Source organism: Prauserella flavalba (assembly GCF_003202235.1).
Taxonomy (GTDB): Bacteria; Actinomycetota; Actinomycetes; order Mycobacteriales; family Pseudonocardiaceae; genus Prauserella_A; species Prauserella_A flavalba.
This window is the reverse complement of sequence record NZ_MASU01000005.1, coordinates 1,249,692-1,264,719: the sequence shown is the minus strand read 5'-3', so window position 1 is coordinate 1,264,719 and position 15,028 is coordinate 1,249,692. Positions and strand designations below refer to the sequence as shown.

17 protein-coding genes are annotated in these 15,028 nt (G+C 71.6%); 9 read left to right on the top strand and 8 right to left on the bottom strand.

Annotation, left to right across the window (positions count from 1 at the left end):
• The first annotated feature begins 55 nt into the window (after nt 1–55).
• The 4 genes from BA062_RS13525 to BA062_RS13510 all read left to right on the top strand — a co-directional run bounded on the left by BA062_RS13525 (nt 56) and on the right by BA062_RS13510 (nt 3,044).
• Nucleotides 56–709 (top strand): maleylpyruvate isomerase N-terminal domain-containing protein, encoded by a 654-nt coding sequence (locus BA062_RS13525; RefSeq protein ID WP_110336394.1) that lies wholly within the window; start codon nt 56–58, stop codon nt 707–709.
• 133 nt (nt 710–842) lie between these two features.
• A complete protein-coding gene (locus BA062_RS13520) occupies nt 843–1,961 on the top strand; it encodes a serine hydrolase domain-containing protein (RefSeq protein ID WP_110336393.1) in 1,119 nt (372 codons plus the stop codon).
• A 121-nt stretch (nt 1,962–2,082) separates the two neighbouring features.
• Nucleotides 2,083–2,661, top strand: coding sequence for a dihydrofolate reductase family protein (locus BA062_RS13515; RefSeq protein WP_110336392.1), 579 nt, complete (start codon nt 2,083–2,085; stop codon nt 2,659–2,661).
• Nucleotides 2,662–2,738: 77 nt separating this feature from the next.
• Nucleotides 2,739–3,044, top strand: coding sequence for a hypothetical protein (locus BA062_RS13510; protein WP_110336391.1), 306 nt, complete (start codon nt 2,739–2,741; stop codon nt 3,042–3,044).
• Between the two features lie 97 nt (nt 3,045–3,141).
• Here BA062_RS13510 and BA062_RS13505 read toward each other — a convergent pair whose 3' ends face one another.
• On the bottom strand, nt 3,142–3,939 hold the full coding sequence (locus BA062_RS13505; RefSeq protein ID WP_245959806.1) for an IclR family transcriptional regulator domain-containing protein: 798 nt from the start codon (nt 3,937–3,939) through the stop codon (nt 3,142–3,144).
• Nucleotides 3,940–3,970: 31 nt separating this feature from the next.
• Nucleotides 3,971–5,149 carry an FAD-dependent monooxygenase gene (locus BA062_RS13500; RefSeq protein ID WP_168213942.1) on the bottom strand — a complete coding sequence of 393 codons (1,179 nt, stop codon included), beginning with the start codon at nt 5,147–5,149 and terminating at the stop codon, nt 3,971–3,973.
• Between the two features lie 249 nt (nt 5,150–5,398).
• Between BA062_RS13500 and BA062_RS13495 the strand changes: the two genes are divergently transcribed.
• Nucleotides 5,399–6,598: a bile acid:sodium symporter family protein gene (locus tag BA062_RS13495; RefSeq protein WP_168213941.1), complete on the top strand. Its 1,200-nt coding sequence runs from the start codon at nt 5,399–5,401 to the stop codon at nt 6,596–6,598.
• A gap of 3 nt (nt 6,599–6,601) precedes the next feature.
• Here the strand turns inward: BA062_RS13495 and BA062_RS13490 are convergent, their stop codons facing one another.
• Entirely contained in the window at nt 6,602–7,159 is a 558-nt protein-coding gene (locus BA062_RS13490) for a TetR/AcrR family transcriptional regulator (RefSeq protein WP_110336388.1), read from the bottom strand.
• 44 nt (nt 7,160–7,203) lie between these two features.
• On the opposite strand from BA062_RS13490, the gene BA062_RS13485 reads away from it, so the two are divergent.
• The gene (locus BA062_RS13485) at nt 7,204–8,409 is read left to right on the top strand and encodes an MFS transporter (protein ID WP_110336387.1); all 1,206 of its coding nucleotides are present in this window, start codon (nt 7,204–7,206) and stop codon (nt 8,407–8,409) included.
• Nucleotides 8,410–8,659: 250 nt separating this feature from the next.
• Nucleotides 8,660–9,631 (top strand): SMP-30/gluconolactonase/LRE family protein, encoded by a 972-nt coding sequence (locus BA062_RS13480; protein WP_110336386.1) that lies wholly within the window; start codon nt 8,660–8,662, stop codon nt 9,629–9,631.
• Nucleotides 9,632–9,643: 12 nt separating this feature from the next.
• Here BA062_RS13480 and BA062_RS13475 read toward each other — a convergent pair whose 3' ends face one another.
• The gene (locus tag BA062_RS13475) at nt 9,644–10,282 is read right to left on the bottom strand and encodes an NAD(P)-dependent oxidoreductase (protein ID WP_110336385.1); all 639 of its coding nucleotides are present in this window, start codon (nt 10,280–10,282) and stop codon (nt 9,644–9,646) included.
• A 90-nt stretch (nt 10,283–10,372) separates the two neighbouring features.
• On the opposite strand from BA062_RS13475, the gene BA062_RS13470 reads away from it, so the two are divergent.
• Together BA062_RS13470 and BA062_RS13465 are read left to right on the top strand one after the other, a co-directional pair.
• Nucleotides 10,373–10,741 (top strand): winged helix-turn-helix transcriptional regulator, encoded by a 369-nt coding sequence (locus BA062_RS13470; protein ID WP_110336384.1) that lies wholly within the window; start codon nt 10,373–10,375, stop codon nt 10,739–10,741.
• A 9-nt stretch (nt 10,742–10,750) separates the two neighbouring features.
• On the top strand, nt 10,751–11,158 hold the full coding sequence (locus BA062_RS13465; protein WP_245959805.1) for a VOC family protein: 408 nt from the start codon (nt 10,751–10,753) through the stop codon (nt 11,156–11,158).
• A gap of 69 nt (nt 11,159–11,227) precedes the next feature.
• Here the strand turns inward: BA062_RS13465 and BA062_RS13460 are convergent, their stop codons facing one another.
• From BA062_RS13460 to BA062_RS13445, 4 genes are read right to left on the bottom strand one after another with little or no spacing between them, the layout of a single operon-like run.
• Nucleotides 11,228–12,262 (bottom strand): LacI family DNA-binding transcriptional regulator, encoded by a 1,035-nt coding sequence (locus BA062_RS13460; protein ID WP_110336383.1) that lies wholly within the window; start codon nt 12,260–12,262, stop codon nt 11,228–11,230.
• A 51-nt stretch (nt 12,263–12,313) separates the two neighbouring features.
• Nucleotides 12,314–12,799, bottom strand: a complete 486-nt coding sequence (locus BA062_RS13455; protein WP_110336382.1) for a VOC family protein — start codon at nt 12,797–12,799, stop codon at nt 12,314–12,316.
• 8 nt (nt 12,800–12,807) lie between these two features.
• Nucleotides 12,808–13,587, bottom strand: coding sequence for an SDR family NAD(P)-dependent oxidoreductase (locus BA062_RS13450; protein ID WP_110336381.1), 780 nt, complete (start codon nt 13,585–13,587; stop codon nt 12,808–12,810).
• Nucleotides 13,588–13,599: 12 nt separating this feature from the next.
• Entirely contained in the window at nt 13,600–14,928 is a 1,329-nt protein-coding gene (locus tag BA062_RS13445; RefSeq protein WP_110336380.1) for a lyase family protein, read from the bottom strand.
• Nucleotides 14,929–15,028 lie beyond the last annotated feature (100 nt).

Here is a 15,028-nt window from a genome sequence, read left to right as displayed (position 1 = left end):
GCCGAGTCGGGGAAACCGGTCGCCGCCCCGCGCCAGGCGCTGCTAACTTGCGGCCGTGGATCTCTTCTCGCGCTCGTGGGCGGCGCTGCGCGCGGCGGTCGCGGGGCTCGCCGACGAGGACTTCGCCCGGCCCTCCGGCTGCGCCGGCTGGCTCGTGCGCGACCTGGTGTGCCACCTCGTCATCGACGCCCAGGACGTCCTCATCACCCTCGCCACCCCCGAGGACGCGGAACCGACGCGGGACGCCGTGACCTACTGGAACGTCGTCGAAACGCCGACCGGTGAGGACCCGCTCGACGCGCTGATCGTGCGGCTCGCCGCCGCGTACGAGCAGCCGTGGCTGCTCAAGTTCCACCTGGACGACGTCGGCTCCGCCGCCGGGCGGGCGGCGGGACTCGCCGACCCGGAGCTGCGGGTCGGCACCCGGGACGGGGTGCTCACCGTGCGCGACTACCTCGGCGCCTACGTCCTGGAGTGGACGCTGCACCACCTCGACCTCGTCGCGCACCTTCCGGACGCGGCCGGCCCGCCCTCGGAGGGGCTCGCCCGCTCCCGCGAGCTGCTGGAGAGCATCGCCGGGGCCGCGTTCCCACGGTCGTGGCCGGACGAGGACGCGCTGCTGGTGGGCACCGGGCGGCGGGCGCCGAGCGCCGCCGAGCTGGGCGAGCTGGGCGAGCTGGGCGCGAGGCTCCTGCTGGCCCTCGGCTGAACCCTTTTTGCGCTGGTCAGACCGACCGGCCAGGGATGGCCGCCCCGCGCCCTTCCGCTGACCCTCCCGCCACGACCACCGTGTTGATCATGTCCGGCGCGGTGCCGGACGGTGGATCCGAGGAGGATGACGCGTGGCAACGGTAACCAACCGTCGGTGGCTCGCAGGACTCGCGGGCGGCGTCGCGCTGGCCGCCACGGCGACGGTCACGCCCGCGGCGGCGGCGCACGACGAGCACGCGGCCACACAGGATGTGCTCGACCGGTACCAGTCGACGGTCGGCGGCCCGGGCGCGGCGGTCTACGCCGGCGACGCCGACGGGTCGTGGACGCTGACGGCCGGGACCGCGAGGATCTTCACGGACCGGCCGATCACGTCGACGGACCACTTCCGCAACGGAAGCCAGACCAAGACGTTCACGGCCGCGGTGGTGCTGCAGCTCGTCGACGAGGGACTGGTCGGACTGGACACCCCGATCGAGCGGTACCTACCTGGCGTCGTCACCGGCAACTACGACGGCAACGCGATCACCGTCCGTCAGCTGCTGCAGCACACCAGCGGGCTGGCGCGTTTCGGCAACGGTGCCAGGGCCAATGCGGACGGCACCTACGCGCTCGCGGAACTGGTCCGCGCCACGATGGACGAGCCCCCGGTGGGTGCGCCCGGTGAGGCGGTCCACTACTCGAACGCCGGCTACCACGTGCTCGGCATGCTGATCGAGGAGATCACCGGGCAGTACGTCGGCGACGCGATCACCGAACGGATCATCGAGCCACTCGGCCTGGAGGGCACGTCGTTCCCCGCACCGGGGGAGCGAGCGCTGGCCGAACCGTTCGTGCCGGGCTACCGGGGCGGCCGGATCCCGCCGTTCTTCCTGTGGGTGGACACGACCACCGCCTTGGAGCCGTCGCTGTACTCGGCTGCCGGTGCGATGCAGTCCACCCTGGAGGACTCGGCCACGTTCTTCCGTGCGCTGTTCGACGGCGAGGTCGTGTCGGACGCCGCGCTCGCGGAGCTGCGCAGGACCGTGCCCCAGAACGGAGGCATGGGCACGATGGGTCTCGGGATCAACGAGGTGCCGTTGTCGTGTGGCGGCACGTACTGGGCCAAGAACGGCGCCGTGGAATCGGGGCACACGTCGACGACGGCGGTCACCGACGACGGCCGTTTCGCGTCGGTGGTCACCAACACCTTCTACGACGCGGCGGCGGTGCGGTCCTTCGAGGTGCTGGACGCCGCGCTCTGCGACTGACCGCGTGCCGAGGGGCCGGCCCCGGCCGGCCCCTCGAGTCCTTTCCCCGGGAGTGTCGATCGGCGGTGCCGGTGTTCGACGCGTTGGTGACGGACACCGAAAACGCGGAAAGGAACCTCTCATGGCACTCGTGATCTCCGACATGTCGATCTCGCTCGACGGCTACGTCACCGGCCCCAACGACAGCCGCGAGAACCCGTTCGGCGACGGCGCGGGCACGCTGCACGACTGGATCTTCGGCAACCCGGACGAGGCCGAACGGGCCATCATGCAGGAGGCCCTCGACAACACCGGTGCGGTGATCATGGGCCGCACGTCGTTCGACAAGTGCGTGGACATGTGGGGCGAGAACGGCCCGGTGGCCGGCGTCCCGATCTTCGTGGTCACCCACCACGAGCCGGCCGAGCGGTACCCGTCGGCGTACACGTTCGTCACCGACGGCGTGGCCAGAGCGATCGAGCTGGCCAAGGAGGCCGCCGGGGACAAGGTGGTCGGCCTGCACGGCGCGACCGTGATGCAGCAGGCACTTCCGCTCGGACTGGTGGACGAGGTCTTCGTCCACATTGTCCCGCTGCTGCTCGGCGCCGGAACCCCGCTGTTCGGCTCCCTCGGCTCGGCGGTCACGCTGGAACGGTCAGACGCCATCGTCGGCCCCTCCGCGACGCACCTGCGGTTCCGCGTGGTCAAGACCGGCGGGTGACGCCGCGCGCCGGCCGTCGCCGATACTGGGGCGGCGCGGCGCCGTACCCCGCGGACGGATCGGGTGGCGATCGCGTCGTGCGCCCGCACTCCGGCCTGCTGGCGCGGCGTTACGGCGTGGTCGTGCTCCTCGCCGTGCTCGCCGTTCTCGCGCCGCTCGCGCTCGATCTGGCCGACGTCTATCCGCTGATGGGCATGGGCCTGTGCGCCTTCGCCTCGGCAACGTCCACTGTGGCTGGTCAGCTGGCGCTGGTCCGTCGTTGTGCCAAGGCGCTGGGCCCGACGGCGTGGAGTTCCGGTCGCCTGTGCGGGCGTCGTCGGTGCGTGGCCGTGGTCGCAGCGGGCTGGGCGTGGGGGAGGGCTCCGGGCTGTCGCCGGTGCTGACCTCGAGGAGGTCGGGTGGTTCGCCGGACGACGCGCCCGCACCGGCACCGCGGCTGAGACACCCGCTGACCGGCCCTCGGATCGTTCTCTCGCTGGTTCAGAGCATCCGGCCCAGCCCCTCGGCCTGCTCCCGGAGCACCGGCAGGAACTTGATCCGCATCTCCTCGATCGAGGCGCGGGCGGTGAAGGTGCTCGCGGTCATCGCGGCGCGGATGGTGCCCGCCGAGTCGGTCACCGGCACCGCCATCGACCGCACCCCCAGCTCCAGTTCCTCGTTGGTGAACGCCACGCCCTCGGTCTTGGCGAGCTCGATTCTGCTGCGGATCTCCGGGATGGTCATCAGGGTGTTGGGCGTGGTCCGCACCGGCGTGCACGACTCGAGGTAGGCCGCCAGCTCCGCCTCCGGCAGCCCGGCGAGCAGCACGCGGCCCGAGGCCGAGGCGTAGGCGGGCAGCTGCGCGCCCATCCGGACTCCGGTGTTGACGATGCGCTGGACCTCCGCGCGCGCGACGATCAGCGCCGCGCCGTCCTCGTACACCGCGACCGACACCGACTCGCCGAGCTCGTCGCGGGCGGCGAGCACGAACGGCTGCGCCAGCGTGGGCAGGCTCGCCGCTTCGAGGTACGCCGCGCCCAGCCGCATCATCCGCGGTGTGGGGCGGAAGTACCCTCCGTCCTGCTGCAGGTAGCCGAGTTCGCGCAGCGTCAGCAGGCAGCGGCGGGCGGCGGCGGGGGTGATGCCGGTCGCGCGCGCCGCGTCCGTGACGGTCAGCTGCGGCCGCTGCGCCGTGAAGGCCTCGACGATGGCCAGCCCCTTGGCCAGTCCCGCCATGCCCTCCGGCTGCCGCGTGCTCCCGGTCTCCGCCGCTGCCTCGCTGTCTCGTGTTCGCGCCACGGTTTCGTTATACGAAAACCCGGCGAATTGTTCAAGCGCCGGCGAACTCCCGTGCACGGAGCTCGACATCGTGGTCGTAGAGCCAGGCGCGCAGCTCGCCCGACGCCGCGATCTCCGCATCCCGCTGGCGCAGGTCGGTGTACTGCGAGTCGTACCGGCGCCCGTTCGCGCGGGCACCCTCCTGCACCTTCGCGGTGCGGGGCCGACGGAACTCCTCGTAGGACCGCAGCGCGCGTGGCGCGTCCTCCCGGGTGCTGCCCGCCAGCAACACGGCCAGCGCCACTCCGTCCTCGATGGACTGGTTGGCCCCCTGCCCGAGGTGCGGCAGCATCGGGTGCGCGGCGTCGCCGAGCAGCGTAAGCCTGCCCGCCGTCCAGGTCGGGAGCGGCTCCCGGTCGAACAGGCCCCACCAGTAGGTGGTCTCGACCTTGGCCAGGAGGTTCTCGATGAGCGGGTCCCATCCCGCGAAGGCCGTTCGCAGGGCGTCCGGGTCGCCCTTGCCCGACCACGTCTCCTCGGCGGCGTTCCCGCTGGGCAGGAAGCCGACGTAGTTGAGCAGGCTTCCGCCGCGCACCGGGTAGACCATGAAGTGCTGCTGCCTGCCCATCCACACCAGGTGCACGTCGGTCGGCCAGCCCGGCACCGCCTCGGACGCGATCAGCCCCCGGTAGGCGACGTGTCCGGAGTAGACCGGCGACGCGGGCTCGACCACGTATCGCTGCAACACCGAGTGGATGCCGTCGGCCGCCACGACGACATCGGCCTCGGCGGTGGCGCCGTTGTCGAACCGCAGCCGCGCGGACTTCTCGTCCTGATCGAACCCGGCGCAGCGGTGGCCGGTGCGCACCACGCCGGCGGGCAGGCTGTCCGCGAGGGCCCCGAGCAGGTCCGCCCGGTGCATCCCGTACACGCCGTGGGCGCCCTCCGAGTCCGCGGTGCGGATGGCGCCGACCTTGGTGCCGTCGGGGCGGCAGTAGCGGGAGCCGTCGCCGATCCGGCCGCCGAGCTCCTCGACCGCGTCGCCGAGGCCCATCCTCGCCAGCTGCCGGACGCTGTTCGGCGTGATCAGCACGCCCGCGCCGACCTCGCCGAGCGCGGGGGCCTGCTCGTAGACGGTGACGTCGATGTCGCGTCGCACCAGCGCGTTCGCGGCCGCCAGGCCACCGATGCCCCCGCCGACGATCGCCACCCGCAACCGGTCGTTCTGCATGAAGCCCTCTCCGTTGTTTCGAATAACGAATGATGTTCGATGATTCCAAATCTAAGCCGGGTCGTCGATGAGTGTCAACGTCGGGGCACGTCACAGCACCCGAGCGGTCCTTACTCAAGCGTCGCGAGGGGGTGGGACGCTTGACAGGTCCGTGCGAGCCTGCATGATGTATTCGGATAACGACCGTAGTTTCGTTATTCGAAAATTACGAGCTTGATGGCGGCCAGCGCCGGCCGCGAGGAGGATGCGATGGCGATGACGACCCGCCGGACGATGAAGATCGCGTCGTACGTGGCCCTGGTCCTCGGGGCCCTGGTCCCGCTGGTCCACTCCGGCTTCGTGGGGATGCCGTTGGCCGAACAGCCCGCCGTGCTGATCGGCAACGTCGCGCTGTGGGTCACCGGCCTCGTCCTCGCGTACCTCGGCTACGTGCGGGAGAAGGAACTTCCGCCCGGTCATCCCACGTGGTTGCGGCTCTGCGGTTTCGTCACCGCCGGCTCGGCGACGCTGCTCATGCTGGGGATGACGTTCGGGTTCGTCTACCACCCGACGATCGGCACCTCGTTCTTCGGCACCGACTTCACCGTGGTGCTGATGATCACTCTGGCCGTCATGGGCGTGCAGATCACGCCGGCGGACTGGAAGGCGGTGGCGAAGGACGGGCGCGTGGTGTCCCTCGTCGTGCTCATCCGCTGGCTCATCATGCCGCTGACCGGCTACTGCGTCGCGTTCGTGGTGTTCCGGCTGTTCCTGGAGCCGGCGATCGCCGACAGCCTCGCCATCGGGATGATGCTGCTGTGCACCTCGCCACCGGGTGCGGCGTCGAACAGCCTGACGCTGCTCGGCAAGGGCGACCTCGCGCTGTCTGTCTCGGCCACCACGATCAACGTGCTCATCGCGCCGTTCCTGCAGCCGCTGCTGATCAAGCTGTTCGTGGGCGGCACGGCGAGCGTCGACACGATGGGCATGTTCGTCGACCTGGTGCAGTTCGTGCTCGCGCCGGTGGTGCTCGCGAGCCTCGTCGGGGCGTTCCTTCCCCGGCTGGTCACGAGGATCAAGCCCGTGCTCGGGCCGATCGCGGTGCTGTCGCTCGCGTGCGTGCTGATGGGCACGATCTCCAAGGGCGCCGAGACGATCCTCCAGAACCTGAACGTGCTACCGTACGTGCTCATCGCGTGTGTCGTCCAAGGGCTCGCCGGGCTCACGCTCGGCTACTGGGTGCCGAAGTACCTCGGCTTCAACCGCGAGCAGCGGATCGCGTCGAGCTTCGAGGTCGGCGTGGAGAACGCGGCGATCGCGCCCGCGCTGGCCGCGACGTACTTCAACCCGCTGGCGATCGTGCCGGCGATCGTCTACGGCAAGACGCAGAACATCCTCGCCGTCACCATCTTCGTGCGGAAGTTCCAGCGGGAGAACGAACAACGGGAGCGCGAGCTCGCGCCGAAGTGACGATCAGCCGGTGATGCGCTCGACGGCCGTGGCGACGGTGGCGGGGTCGTGGGGCTCGGTGTCGAGCGCGCGGTGGATCGTGAGCCCTTCGATCAACGCGTCGATCAGGCGTGCGGTCAGCGGGTCGAAGTGCCGCTGGAGCGCCTGCCTGCTGCGGGCCATCCAGGCGTTGGTGATCGCCCGGTACGCCGGGTCGCGGGCGGCGAGGACGTACAGCTCGTGGGTCAGGACGAGGTCGCGCTGGTCGGCGAAGACGTCGCGGGTGATGAGCTCCACCACCGCCCGCCGTGCCGCGGTGAGGTCGCCGGCGGTGGCGAGGCGTTGGTCGAACCGGTCGCTGACGCCGAGGGCGAACCGCGTGAACGCCTCGCGCAGGAGCTCGTCCATGCCGGAGAAGTGGTAGGTCATCGAGCCGAGCGGGACGTCGGCCGCGGCGGCGACCTTGCGGTGGGACACGCCCGCGACACCGGACTCGGCGACGACGTCGAGGCACGCGTCGATGATCTTGTCCCGCCTGCCGGGGTCGTACCGGCGCTGACGTGAGCCGACGGCCTCGCTCATGCGGACGAGCGTACCTCCGGGGCGCGATGTGTACGATCGTACGTATGGGCTCCCGGGTACTCCTCTCCCCGTCACCCGTGGAGCGGCGCGCGAGGGCCGCCGTCGCCGCGCTGTTCCTCACCAACGGCGCGCTGTTCGCCAACCTCCTGCCGCGGTACCCGGAGATCAAGGCCGAGCTCGGGATCGGCAACACCGCATACGGCCTGGCGATCGCGGCGTTCCCGGCGGGGGCGATCGTGGCCGGGCTGGCGGCGGCTGTGCTGGTGCGCCGGTTCGGCTCGGGACGCGTCGCGGTGGCGGGCACCGTGCTCACCGGTGCGGGCACGCTCGCCGCCGGCGTGGCACCGTCCGTCGCGGTGTTCGCCGCGGCGTTGTTCCTCACGGGAGCGATGGACGCGATCACCGACGTCGCGCAGAACGCGCACGGGCTGCGGGTACAGCGCCGCTACGGGCGTTCCATCATCAACTCCTTCCACGCCGTGTGGTCGGTCGGCGCCGTGCTCGGCGGGGCGATGGCGGCGGGTGCGATCACGTTCGGCCTGCCGCGAGGGATCCACCTCGCCGGTTCCGGCATCGTGTTCGCCGCGGTGGCACTCGTGGCGCTGCGCCACTGCCTGCCCGGTCCCGACGGCGACCCAGGGGAGGCCACACCGCGCGCGGGGGAGGCGAGGCGGCGGATCCCGGCGCGGACCGCGCTCGTGCTCGCGGCGCTGGTGGCGATCGCCATTGCGGGCGTCGTGGTGGAGGACGCGGGCAACTCCTGGGCCGCCGTGTACCTGTCCGGTTCGTTGCACGCGCCGGCCGCGCTCGCCGCGTTCGGCTACATCGCGCTGGTCGGCGCGCAGTTCGCCGGCCGCCTGGCCGGAGACCGGCTGGTCGACCGGTTCGGTCAGCGCGCCGTGGCGAGGGCGGGCGGGCTCGTGGCCGCCTCCGGAATGGCGCTGGCGCTGGCGGTTCCCACGGTCCCCGGCACGATCCTGGGGTTCGCCGCCGCCGGGCTGGGCGTCGCCACGCTCGTGCCCGCCGCGATGCACGAGGCCGACGAACTGCCCGGGCTGCGGCCGGGAACCGGACTGACGGTGGTGTCCTGGCTGATGCGCCTGGGCTTCCTGCTGTCCCCGCCGCTGGTCGGGATCGTCGCCGACGCCGCGGGCCTGCGCCTCGGACTGCTCGTGGTGCCGCTCGCCGGGATCGCGGTCGTCGTACTCGCGAGCGTGCTCCGGCCGCGTCGCCGGGTCACCGTCTCCTGAACCGGTGGCGCGGCGCGGTCGCGAGTGAGCAGACGTTGCCGCCGACGATGGTCCAGCCGTCGATCACGCTGCCTTTGTGCGTACCGAGTGGACGGTGCCGGAACGTGTCGTGGACCGGTCGCGCGCGCAGTTGCCTGCGCGAAAAAAGCGATCCCTGTCCGGTTGTAACGCTCACGCGCGCCGGGCGGACTTCTCCGTTGTGCCCCGGTCCTGAACGTTTCCCAGCGCGAGCAGACAGGAGGTGGGCGACATGCGCAAAGGGCGGCTGCTCGTGGCAGCCATCGTCACCGCGCTCGTCCTGCCCGGAACCGTGGCGGCGGCCGACAGCGGCGTGCGGACGTTCGTCACCTTCGACCCGGCGGCGGGGGAGTTCCCCGAAGGGGTGGCCTTCGACAAGACCGGCGACCTGTACGTGAGTTTGATTCCCCGCAACGAGATCCGCAGGATCGAGCCGGACGGTACGCAGTCCGTGGTGGCCCGGTTCCCCGCGGGCGGGGGCGGGCCCGCAGGGCTCGCCGTCCAGCCGGACGGGACCATCTACGCCGCTCACCCGGCGGTGAACCTGCAGACGACGCAGACCGACCCCGCGGTCCGCGGCGTGTACCGGGTCACCCAGGACGGCACGATCACGCGCATTCCGGGAACCGGGGCCATGATCTTCCCCAACGACCTGAGGTTCGACAAGCGTGGAAACCTCTACGCGACCGACTCCGTCGGCGGTTCGGTGTGGCGGATCCCGAAGCACGGGCGGGCGCAGCTGTGGGCCGACCACCCACTGCTCGACGGCACGGGCGCGGGCGGGTTCGGCTTCCCCATCGGCGCCAACGGCATCGCCGTCGCCGGGAACCAGGTCATCGTCGCCAACACCGAACAGGGCCTGCTGGCGCGGATTCCGGTGCGGCGGGACGGCAGCGCGGGAACTCCTCAGGTCCTTGCCCGGTCGCCGCGGCTGGTCGGCGCCGACGGCATCGCACTCGACGTTCACGGCGGGATCTACGTCGTTACCGGGCAGAACCTGGTCCTGCGGCTCGGCGCCGGCGGTACGATCGAGACCCTCGCGACGGCCGCCGACGGGCTGAACCAGCCCAGCACGGCGGCGTTCGGAACGGCGCGCGGCGACCGGCGGACGCTCTACGTCGCGAACTTCTCGTTGTTCTCGCCGGCACCGACCCCGGGTGTGCTGACCCTCGATGCCGGGGTGCCGGGACGCCCCCTGCCGTGACGGGCCAGGACCCTACGTCACGATGAGATGCTCGCGGTGGTGCCGTGGTGTCACCGCCTCGTCGAGCAGGCTCAGCGCGAAGTCGGCGTAGGAGATGCGGGCCGCCGGGTCGGTACGGGTACGGACCTCGTACCCGCCCGTGCGCCCGCCCTCGTGGTCGAAGTCGCCGGCCGGGCTGACGTAGACCCAGTCCAGCGCGTCGCCCTCGTCGCGGACGACCGTGAAACCGGCTTCGTGGGCAAGGCAGAACGCGCGGAACCCGGCGGGGAAGCCGGGCGCGTCCACCACGCGCGTGCCGTCGGCGCCGGGCAGCAGCGCCGACAGTCCGATCGCGACGAGTCTGCGCACTCCGGCCCGGGGCAGTCCGGTCACGAGCGACCGTGCCGCACCGGGGAAGAAGGCGTCCGGATCGGAGCCGTCGCCGTACACGGCCGCCGCGTGGATGGCCGCGTCGTGCCCTGCCGCCAGCGCGGTCACGGTCGCGACGTCCGTGACGTCACCGGCCTCGACCCGCGCGCCCCCGGCCGCGAGGCCCTGGTGCCGCCCGGGGTCCCGCACCACCGCGGTGACAGCGTGGCCACGTCGGCGTGCCTCGGCGACGGCCTGCCTGCCGGCCCGGCCACCCGCGCCGAAAACGACGATCTTGCTCATCCTCGGAATACCTCCCGTCGAGTAGGTGCTCTGGAAGGTATCCAGTGGGGCGGTTACCACCTGGATACCGAGACAGGCAGGAGAGCACCCATGACCGACCGGCGGCCGCTTCCCCGCGACATGTTCGAGGAGGTCTGCCCGTCCCGGTTGGTGCCGTTCCGCTTCGGCGACAACAAGTGGTCGGCGCTGGTGCTGCGCTGCCTTGAGGACGGCCCGCGCCGGTTCTCCGAGCTGCGCGTGCCGCTGCACCGCGTGACCCCGAAGGTGCTGACCCAGTCGCTGCGCGGCCTGGAGCGTGCCGGGCTCGTGTCGCGCACGGTGCGGCCCGGCCCGGCACCGCGCGTCGAGTACGCGCTGACGCCACTGGGGCGCGGCCTGCTGGAGCCGCTGGCGGCCGCCTGCGCGTGGGCGGCGGAGAACTGGGACGAGATCCTCGATGCGCGGGAGCGGCACCCGTAGGCTGGCGCCGTGCCGGAGACCTCACCGTCCGATCAGCTGCGTTTCGTGGGCGTGTCGCTGGACTGCGCCGATCCCGGCGGGCTGGCCGCGTTCTACGTCGCCCTGCTCGGCGGCAGGCTGTTGTGGAGCAAGGACGGCAGCGCGGCCGTGGAGGTGCCCGGCCTGCTGCTGGTGCTGCAGCGGGTGCCCGACTACGAGCCACCGGTCTGGCCGGGAACGTCGATCGTCCACCTCGACCTGAGCGCGGGGGACCGGCTCGCCGAGCCCGAGCGGCGGGCGCTCGCGCTCGGCGCGACGAGGGCGGAGCACCAGCCCGACCCGCGCTGGCGGGTGCTGCTCGACCCGGCGGGCCACCCGTTCTGCATCACCACCCTCGCACCGCCGCCGGAGCTGCTGGAGTCCGCGCTCGGGCATTGACCGCCGCCGCAGACGTTCCTCGGCCGGTTCGGGCGCGTCGACCTCCAGGGCTGCAGCACCCGGGCGAGCTCAGGCGGAGGGCGGGCCGGTCGAGGCGCGGACGACCACCTCGACGGGCTCGGCGACGACCTCGGTGATGTCGTCCTGAGGGCGGGTGGTGGCCAGCAGTTCGAGCGACCGTCGGCCGAGACCTTCCAACGGCATGCGGACGGTGGTGAGCGCGGGAACGAGGTGGCCGGCCAGCGACATGTCGTGCATGGCGATGACGGACACGTCGCCGGGTACCGAGAGGCCCGCTTCGTGCAGGGTGCGGAGCGCACCGACGGCGGAGGCGACGTTGGCGACGAACACCGCCGTGGGCCGGGGCCGGACCGCGAGGAGTTCCCGCATCGCCCCCGCCCCACCCTCCGGGGTGTAGTCGGCGTGTGCCGTGTAGCGAGCTCCGGCACGCAGCCCGGCGGCCGCCATCGCCGCGATGTAACCGGCGCGCCTGCGGCGGGCCGTGTCCGCGCTTTCCGGACCGGCCAGATGCGCGATCCGGCGGTGGCCGAGTGCCGCGAGGTGCTCCACGGCCAGGCCGCTGCCGCGCTCGTCGTCCAGCACCACGTACCGTCGTGAGCCTTCGATGCGACGGTTGACCAGCAGCCACGGCACCGACGCCGAACGCAGCCGCTCCAGCTCGTGCCCGGATTCCTCACCCGCGAAGAGCAACCCGTCGACCCGGCTCTGGCCGAGCAGGTCGAGATAGTGCTGGAGCCCCAGCCGGACACCGCCGGAACTCGCGGTCATGAGCCCGTAGCCCAGCTGGTTCGCGGCTTGCTCCGCGCCCTTGATGATCTCGGCGTACACCGGGTTGGCGAAGTCCGGGATGAAGAGCCCGAACATGTAGGCGCGCGCGGTACGCAGACTCCGGGCCGCCGCGTTGGGCCGGTAGCCCAGCCGCTCGATGGTGTCCAGCACCCGCTGGCGGGTCTCCTGCCGCACGTTGAGCCTCGGGTCGTCGTTGAGGACCCTGGACACCACCGAGCGGTCGACGCCCGCGACCGTCGCCACGTCGGCGAGCGTGACCTTGCCGCTGTGTGCCTGCTTCGGCCTGCCCGGCATCACGCCCTCGCCTTCCGCGCTGTGACTACGACTTCGCCCGGAGTCTAGCCGTCATGCCGGACCCGGCCGCGTCATGCGGTGCGCCGGCGGTTGCACCATTTCCAGCACCGCGCCGTCGGGGTCCTCGAAGTAGCACGTGAAGCCGCCCTCGTTGACACCGGCGGTGATGGCGTTGGGAGGTGAGTAGAACTTCACCCCCGCCGCGGAGAGCGCCGCGTGCCGCTCGTGGATGTCGTCGACGGTCAGGGCCAGGTGCGCGGCGCCCGGATCGCGGATCTCGGTCTCCATCCGCCTGCCCACCGGGTTCAGGTACTGGACGAGTTCCAGGTCATGGCTCGAGAGGTTCCGCGGCTGGCCCGGTACCGCGAGCTGCGCCACGCGCAGGTGCGCGTCGGGATAGCCGACGAGCGCGCTGGTGTAGGCGTTGCGTTGTTCCTGGGTGTGTACCAGCTCGAAACCCAGCCGGTCGCGGTAGAACGCCACCGAGGCGTCCAGATCGGACACTGTGAAGCTGAAGTGCCAGACACCGTGCAGCATGTCGCTCCTCAATCCATTTCCAGTCCGCCACAGACGTTGACCGCCTGTGCGGTGATGTACGACGCCGCGGGGGAGAGCAGGAACGCGACCGTCTCGGCGACCTCCGCCGGGGACACGGTGCGGCCCAGCGGGATCTTCGCCACCTGCCGGGCGTAGGACTCCTCCGGGGTGATGCCGTCGAGCACGGCCCGCTCGCGGTGGATGGCCTGCGTCATCTCGGTGTCCACCACGCCGGGACAGACGGCGTTCACCCTCACCTGGTCGGCGGCCAGTGCCTGCGCGGCCGAGCGCACGAGGCTGATCACCCCCGCCTTGCTGGCCGCGTAGTCGGCCGAGGTGGGCCGGGCGCCCCGGCCCGCCACCGAGGAGATCGCGGTCAGCGCCCCGCCACCGTGTGCGCTCGCCCGGCGGGCCACTTCCTGAAAGAGCAGGAAGACCCCCTTGAGGTTCACGGCCATCGTGCTGTCCCAGCCGTCCTCGGACAGTTCGAGGAACGGGCCGTTGCGCATGATCCCGGCCGCCGCCACCGTCAGTGTCACCGGGCCCAGCTCGTGTTCCGCGGCGGCCACCACGTCTCGGACCGCGCTGCCGGAGGTAATGTCCGCGGGATAAGCCGCCGCGCGGCCGCCCCGCGCGGTGATCAGCTCCATCGTCTCCCGGACACCCTCGGCGGCGATGTCGGTCACCGCCACGCGCGCTCCCTCGTCGGCCAGCAACACCGCGCAGGCTCTGCCGATACCGCCCGCCGCGCCGCTGACGACCGCGGTCCTGCCTTCGAAACGTCCCATTTGGCTCCTCCTTCAGGGCTTTCCGGCGCGCCACTGGGCGAGCGCCGCGTTCACGGTCAGCTCCGGGTCGCCGACGTACTGCTCGGGAGACACCGGCTCGAAGTCGTCCGGCAACACGTCGCGCAGTGCGCCGGCGAGCGACTCGCCGCTCTCCCGGCAGCGGCCCACCGCCTCGTACACGATGTCGTGCGCGCGCTCTCGGCCGAGGCGCGGCGCGAGCAGCATCATGTACGCCTCGGCCAGCACCAGCCCGCCGTCCGCGTCGAGGTTGGCGCGCATGGCGCCGGGAAAGACCTGCAATCCTTCCACAATGGACGCCGAGGTGCGCAGTGCCGCGGCGCACAGGCTCACGAGCTGGGGCAGCACCTGCCATTCGGCCTGCCACTCGCCCGCGGCACGCTCGTGGCCTGCCTCCATGACGCGGAACAGTGAGGAGGCAAGTGCGCCGGCCGTGGCCGACAGGCCGATGACGGCCTCCGACTCGATGGGATTCGCCTTCTGCGGCATGGTCGACGAGGCGCCGCGATGATGCCCGGCCGCCTCGCTCAGCTCGGCGATCTCGGTGCGGGAGAGGTCGACCACCTCGCGGGCGAGCCGTGCGCAGGTGGCCGTGAGCAGTGAGCAGGTGAGCCCGAACTCGGCGAGCCCGTCCCTGGCGACGTGCCACGGCACGTCGGTGGTGCGCAGGCCGAGCAGCTCGGCCACGCGTGCGCGCAGCGTCGCGGCATCCGCGCCGTAGGCGGCCGAGGTGCCGCCCGCGCCGAACAGGGAGACGACGCCGACCCGATCCCGCGCCGCCCTCAGTCGGTCGCGGTGGCGGGCCAGCTCGGCGACGTACGTGGCGAGCTTGGCGCCGAACGTTGTGGGTACGGCCTGCAGCGCGTGGGTGCGCGCGGCGATCACCGTCGAGGTGTGCTCGCGGGCCAGGTCGGCCAGCGCGTCACCGAGCCTGCCGAGCAGCCCGGCCAGGCGTTCAGCTGCCTCCGTCAGCTGGATCGCCAGGCCGGAGTCCATGATGTCCTGCGTGGTCGCTCCGTAGTGGACTCGTCCTCGTCGTTCCTCGGGCAGTGCGGCATCGATCTGCCGGACCAGCGACAGGATCGGGTAGCCGACGGTACGGGTTTCCTTCCACAGCCGGGACCGGTCGATGTTCGCCGGTGTCGATGCGGCCGCGATGGCGGCGGCGTCGGCCGGGTCCAGTCGGCCGAGCTCACCCTGCGCCGTGGCCAGCGCGGCTTCGACCCGCAGCCACGAGCTGATCACGGCGTCCTCCGACAGGATCTGCGCCATCTTCTCGTCGCCGTACAACCCGAGCAGCATCTCGAAGTGTTGCGGCCCCATCGTCCTCCCTTGTCTTAGTCAATCGTTTGTCTTACCGTACTGTGGCACCCGCACTAAGGCAATGAACATGAGAACAATCGTTTGACTAGAGGATGGAGGT

What these genes read in the sequence shown, in the direction of transcription:
- BA062_RS13445 (WP_110336380.1), bottom strand. Translation starts at nt 14,928, where the DNA reads ATGGGGCCGCAACACTTCGAGATGCTGCTCGGGTTGTACGGCGACGAG.
- BA062_RS13470 (WP_110336384.1), top strand. Translation starts at nt 10,373, where the DNA reads ATGACCGACCGGCGGCCGCTTCCCCGCGACATGTTCGAGGAGGTCTGC.
- BA062_RS13455 (WP_110336382.1), bottom strand. Translation starts at nt 12,799, where the DNA reads ATGCTGCACGGTGTCTGGCACTTCAGCTTCACAGTGTCCGATCTGGAC.
- BA062_RS13485 (WP_110336387.1), top strand. Translation starts at nt 7,204, where the DNA reads ATGGGCTCCCGGGTACTCCTCTCCCCGTCACCCGTGGAGCGGCGCGCG.
- BA062_RS13460 (WP_110336383.1), bottom strand. Translation starts at nt 12,262, where the DNA reads ATGCCGGGCAGGCCGAAGCAGGCACACAGCGGCAAGGTCACGCTCGCC.
- BA062_RS13450 (WP_110336381.1), bottom strand. Translation starts at nt 13,587, where the DNA reads ATGGGACGTTTCGAAGGCAGGACCGCGGTCGTCAGCGGCGCGGCGGGC.
- BA062_RS13500 (WP_168213942.1), bottom strand. Translation starts at nt 5,149, where the DNA reads ATGCAGAACGACCGGTTGCGGGTGGCGATCGTCGGCGGGGGCATCGGT.
- BA062_RS13515 (WP_110336392.1), top strand. Translation starts at nt 2,083, where the DNA reads ATGGCACTCGTGATCTCCGACATGTCGATCTCGCTCGACGGCTACGTC.
- BA062_RS13480 (WP_110336386.1), top strand. Translation starts at nt 8,660, where the DNA reads ATGCGCAAAGGGCGGCTGCTCGTGGCAGCCATCGTCACCGCGCTCGTC.
- BA062_RS13495 (WP_168213941.1), top strand. Translation starts at nt 5,399, where the DNA reads ATGGCGATGACGACCCGCCGGACGATGAAGATCGCGTCGTACGTGGCC.
- BA062_RS13475 (WP_110336385.1), bottom strand. Translation starts at nt 10,282, where the DNA reads ATGAGCAAGATCGTCGTTTTCGGCGCGGGTGGCCGGGCCGGCAGGCAG.
- BA062_RS13490 (WP_110336388.1), bottom strand. Translation starts at nt 7,159, where the DNA reads ATGAGCGAGGCCGTCGGCTCACGTCAGCGCCGGTACGACCCCGGCAGG.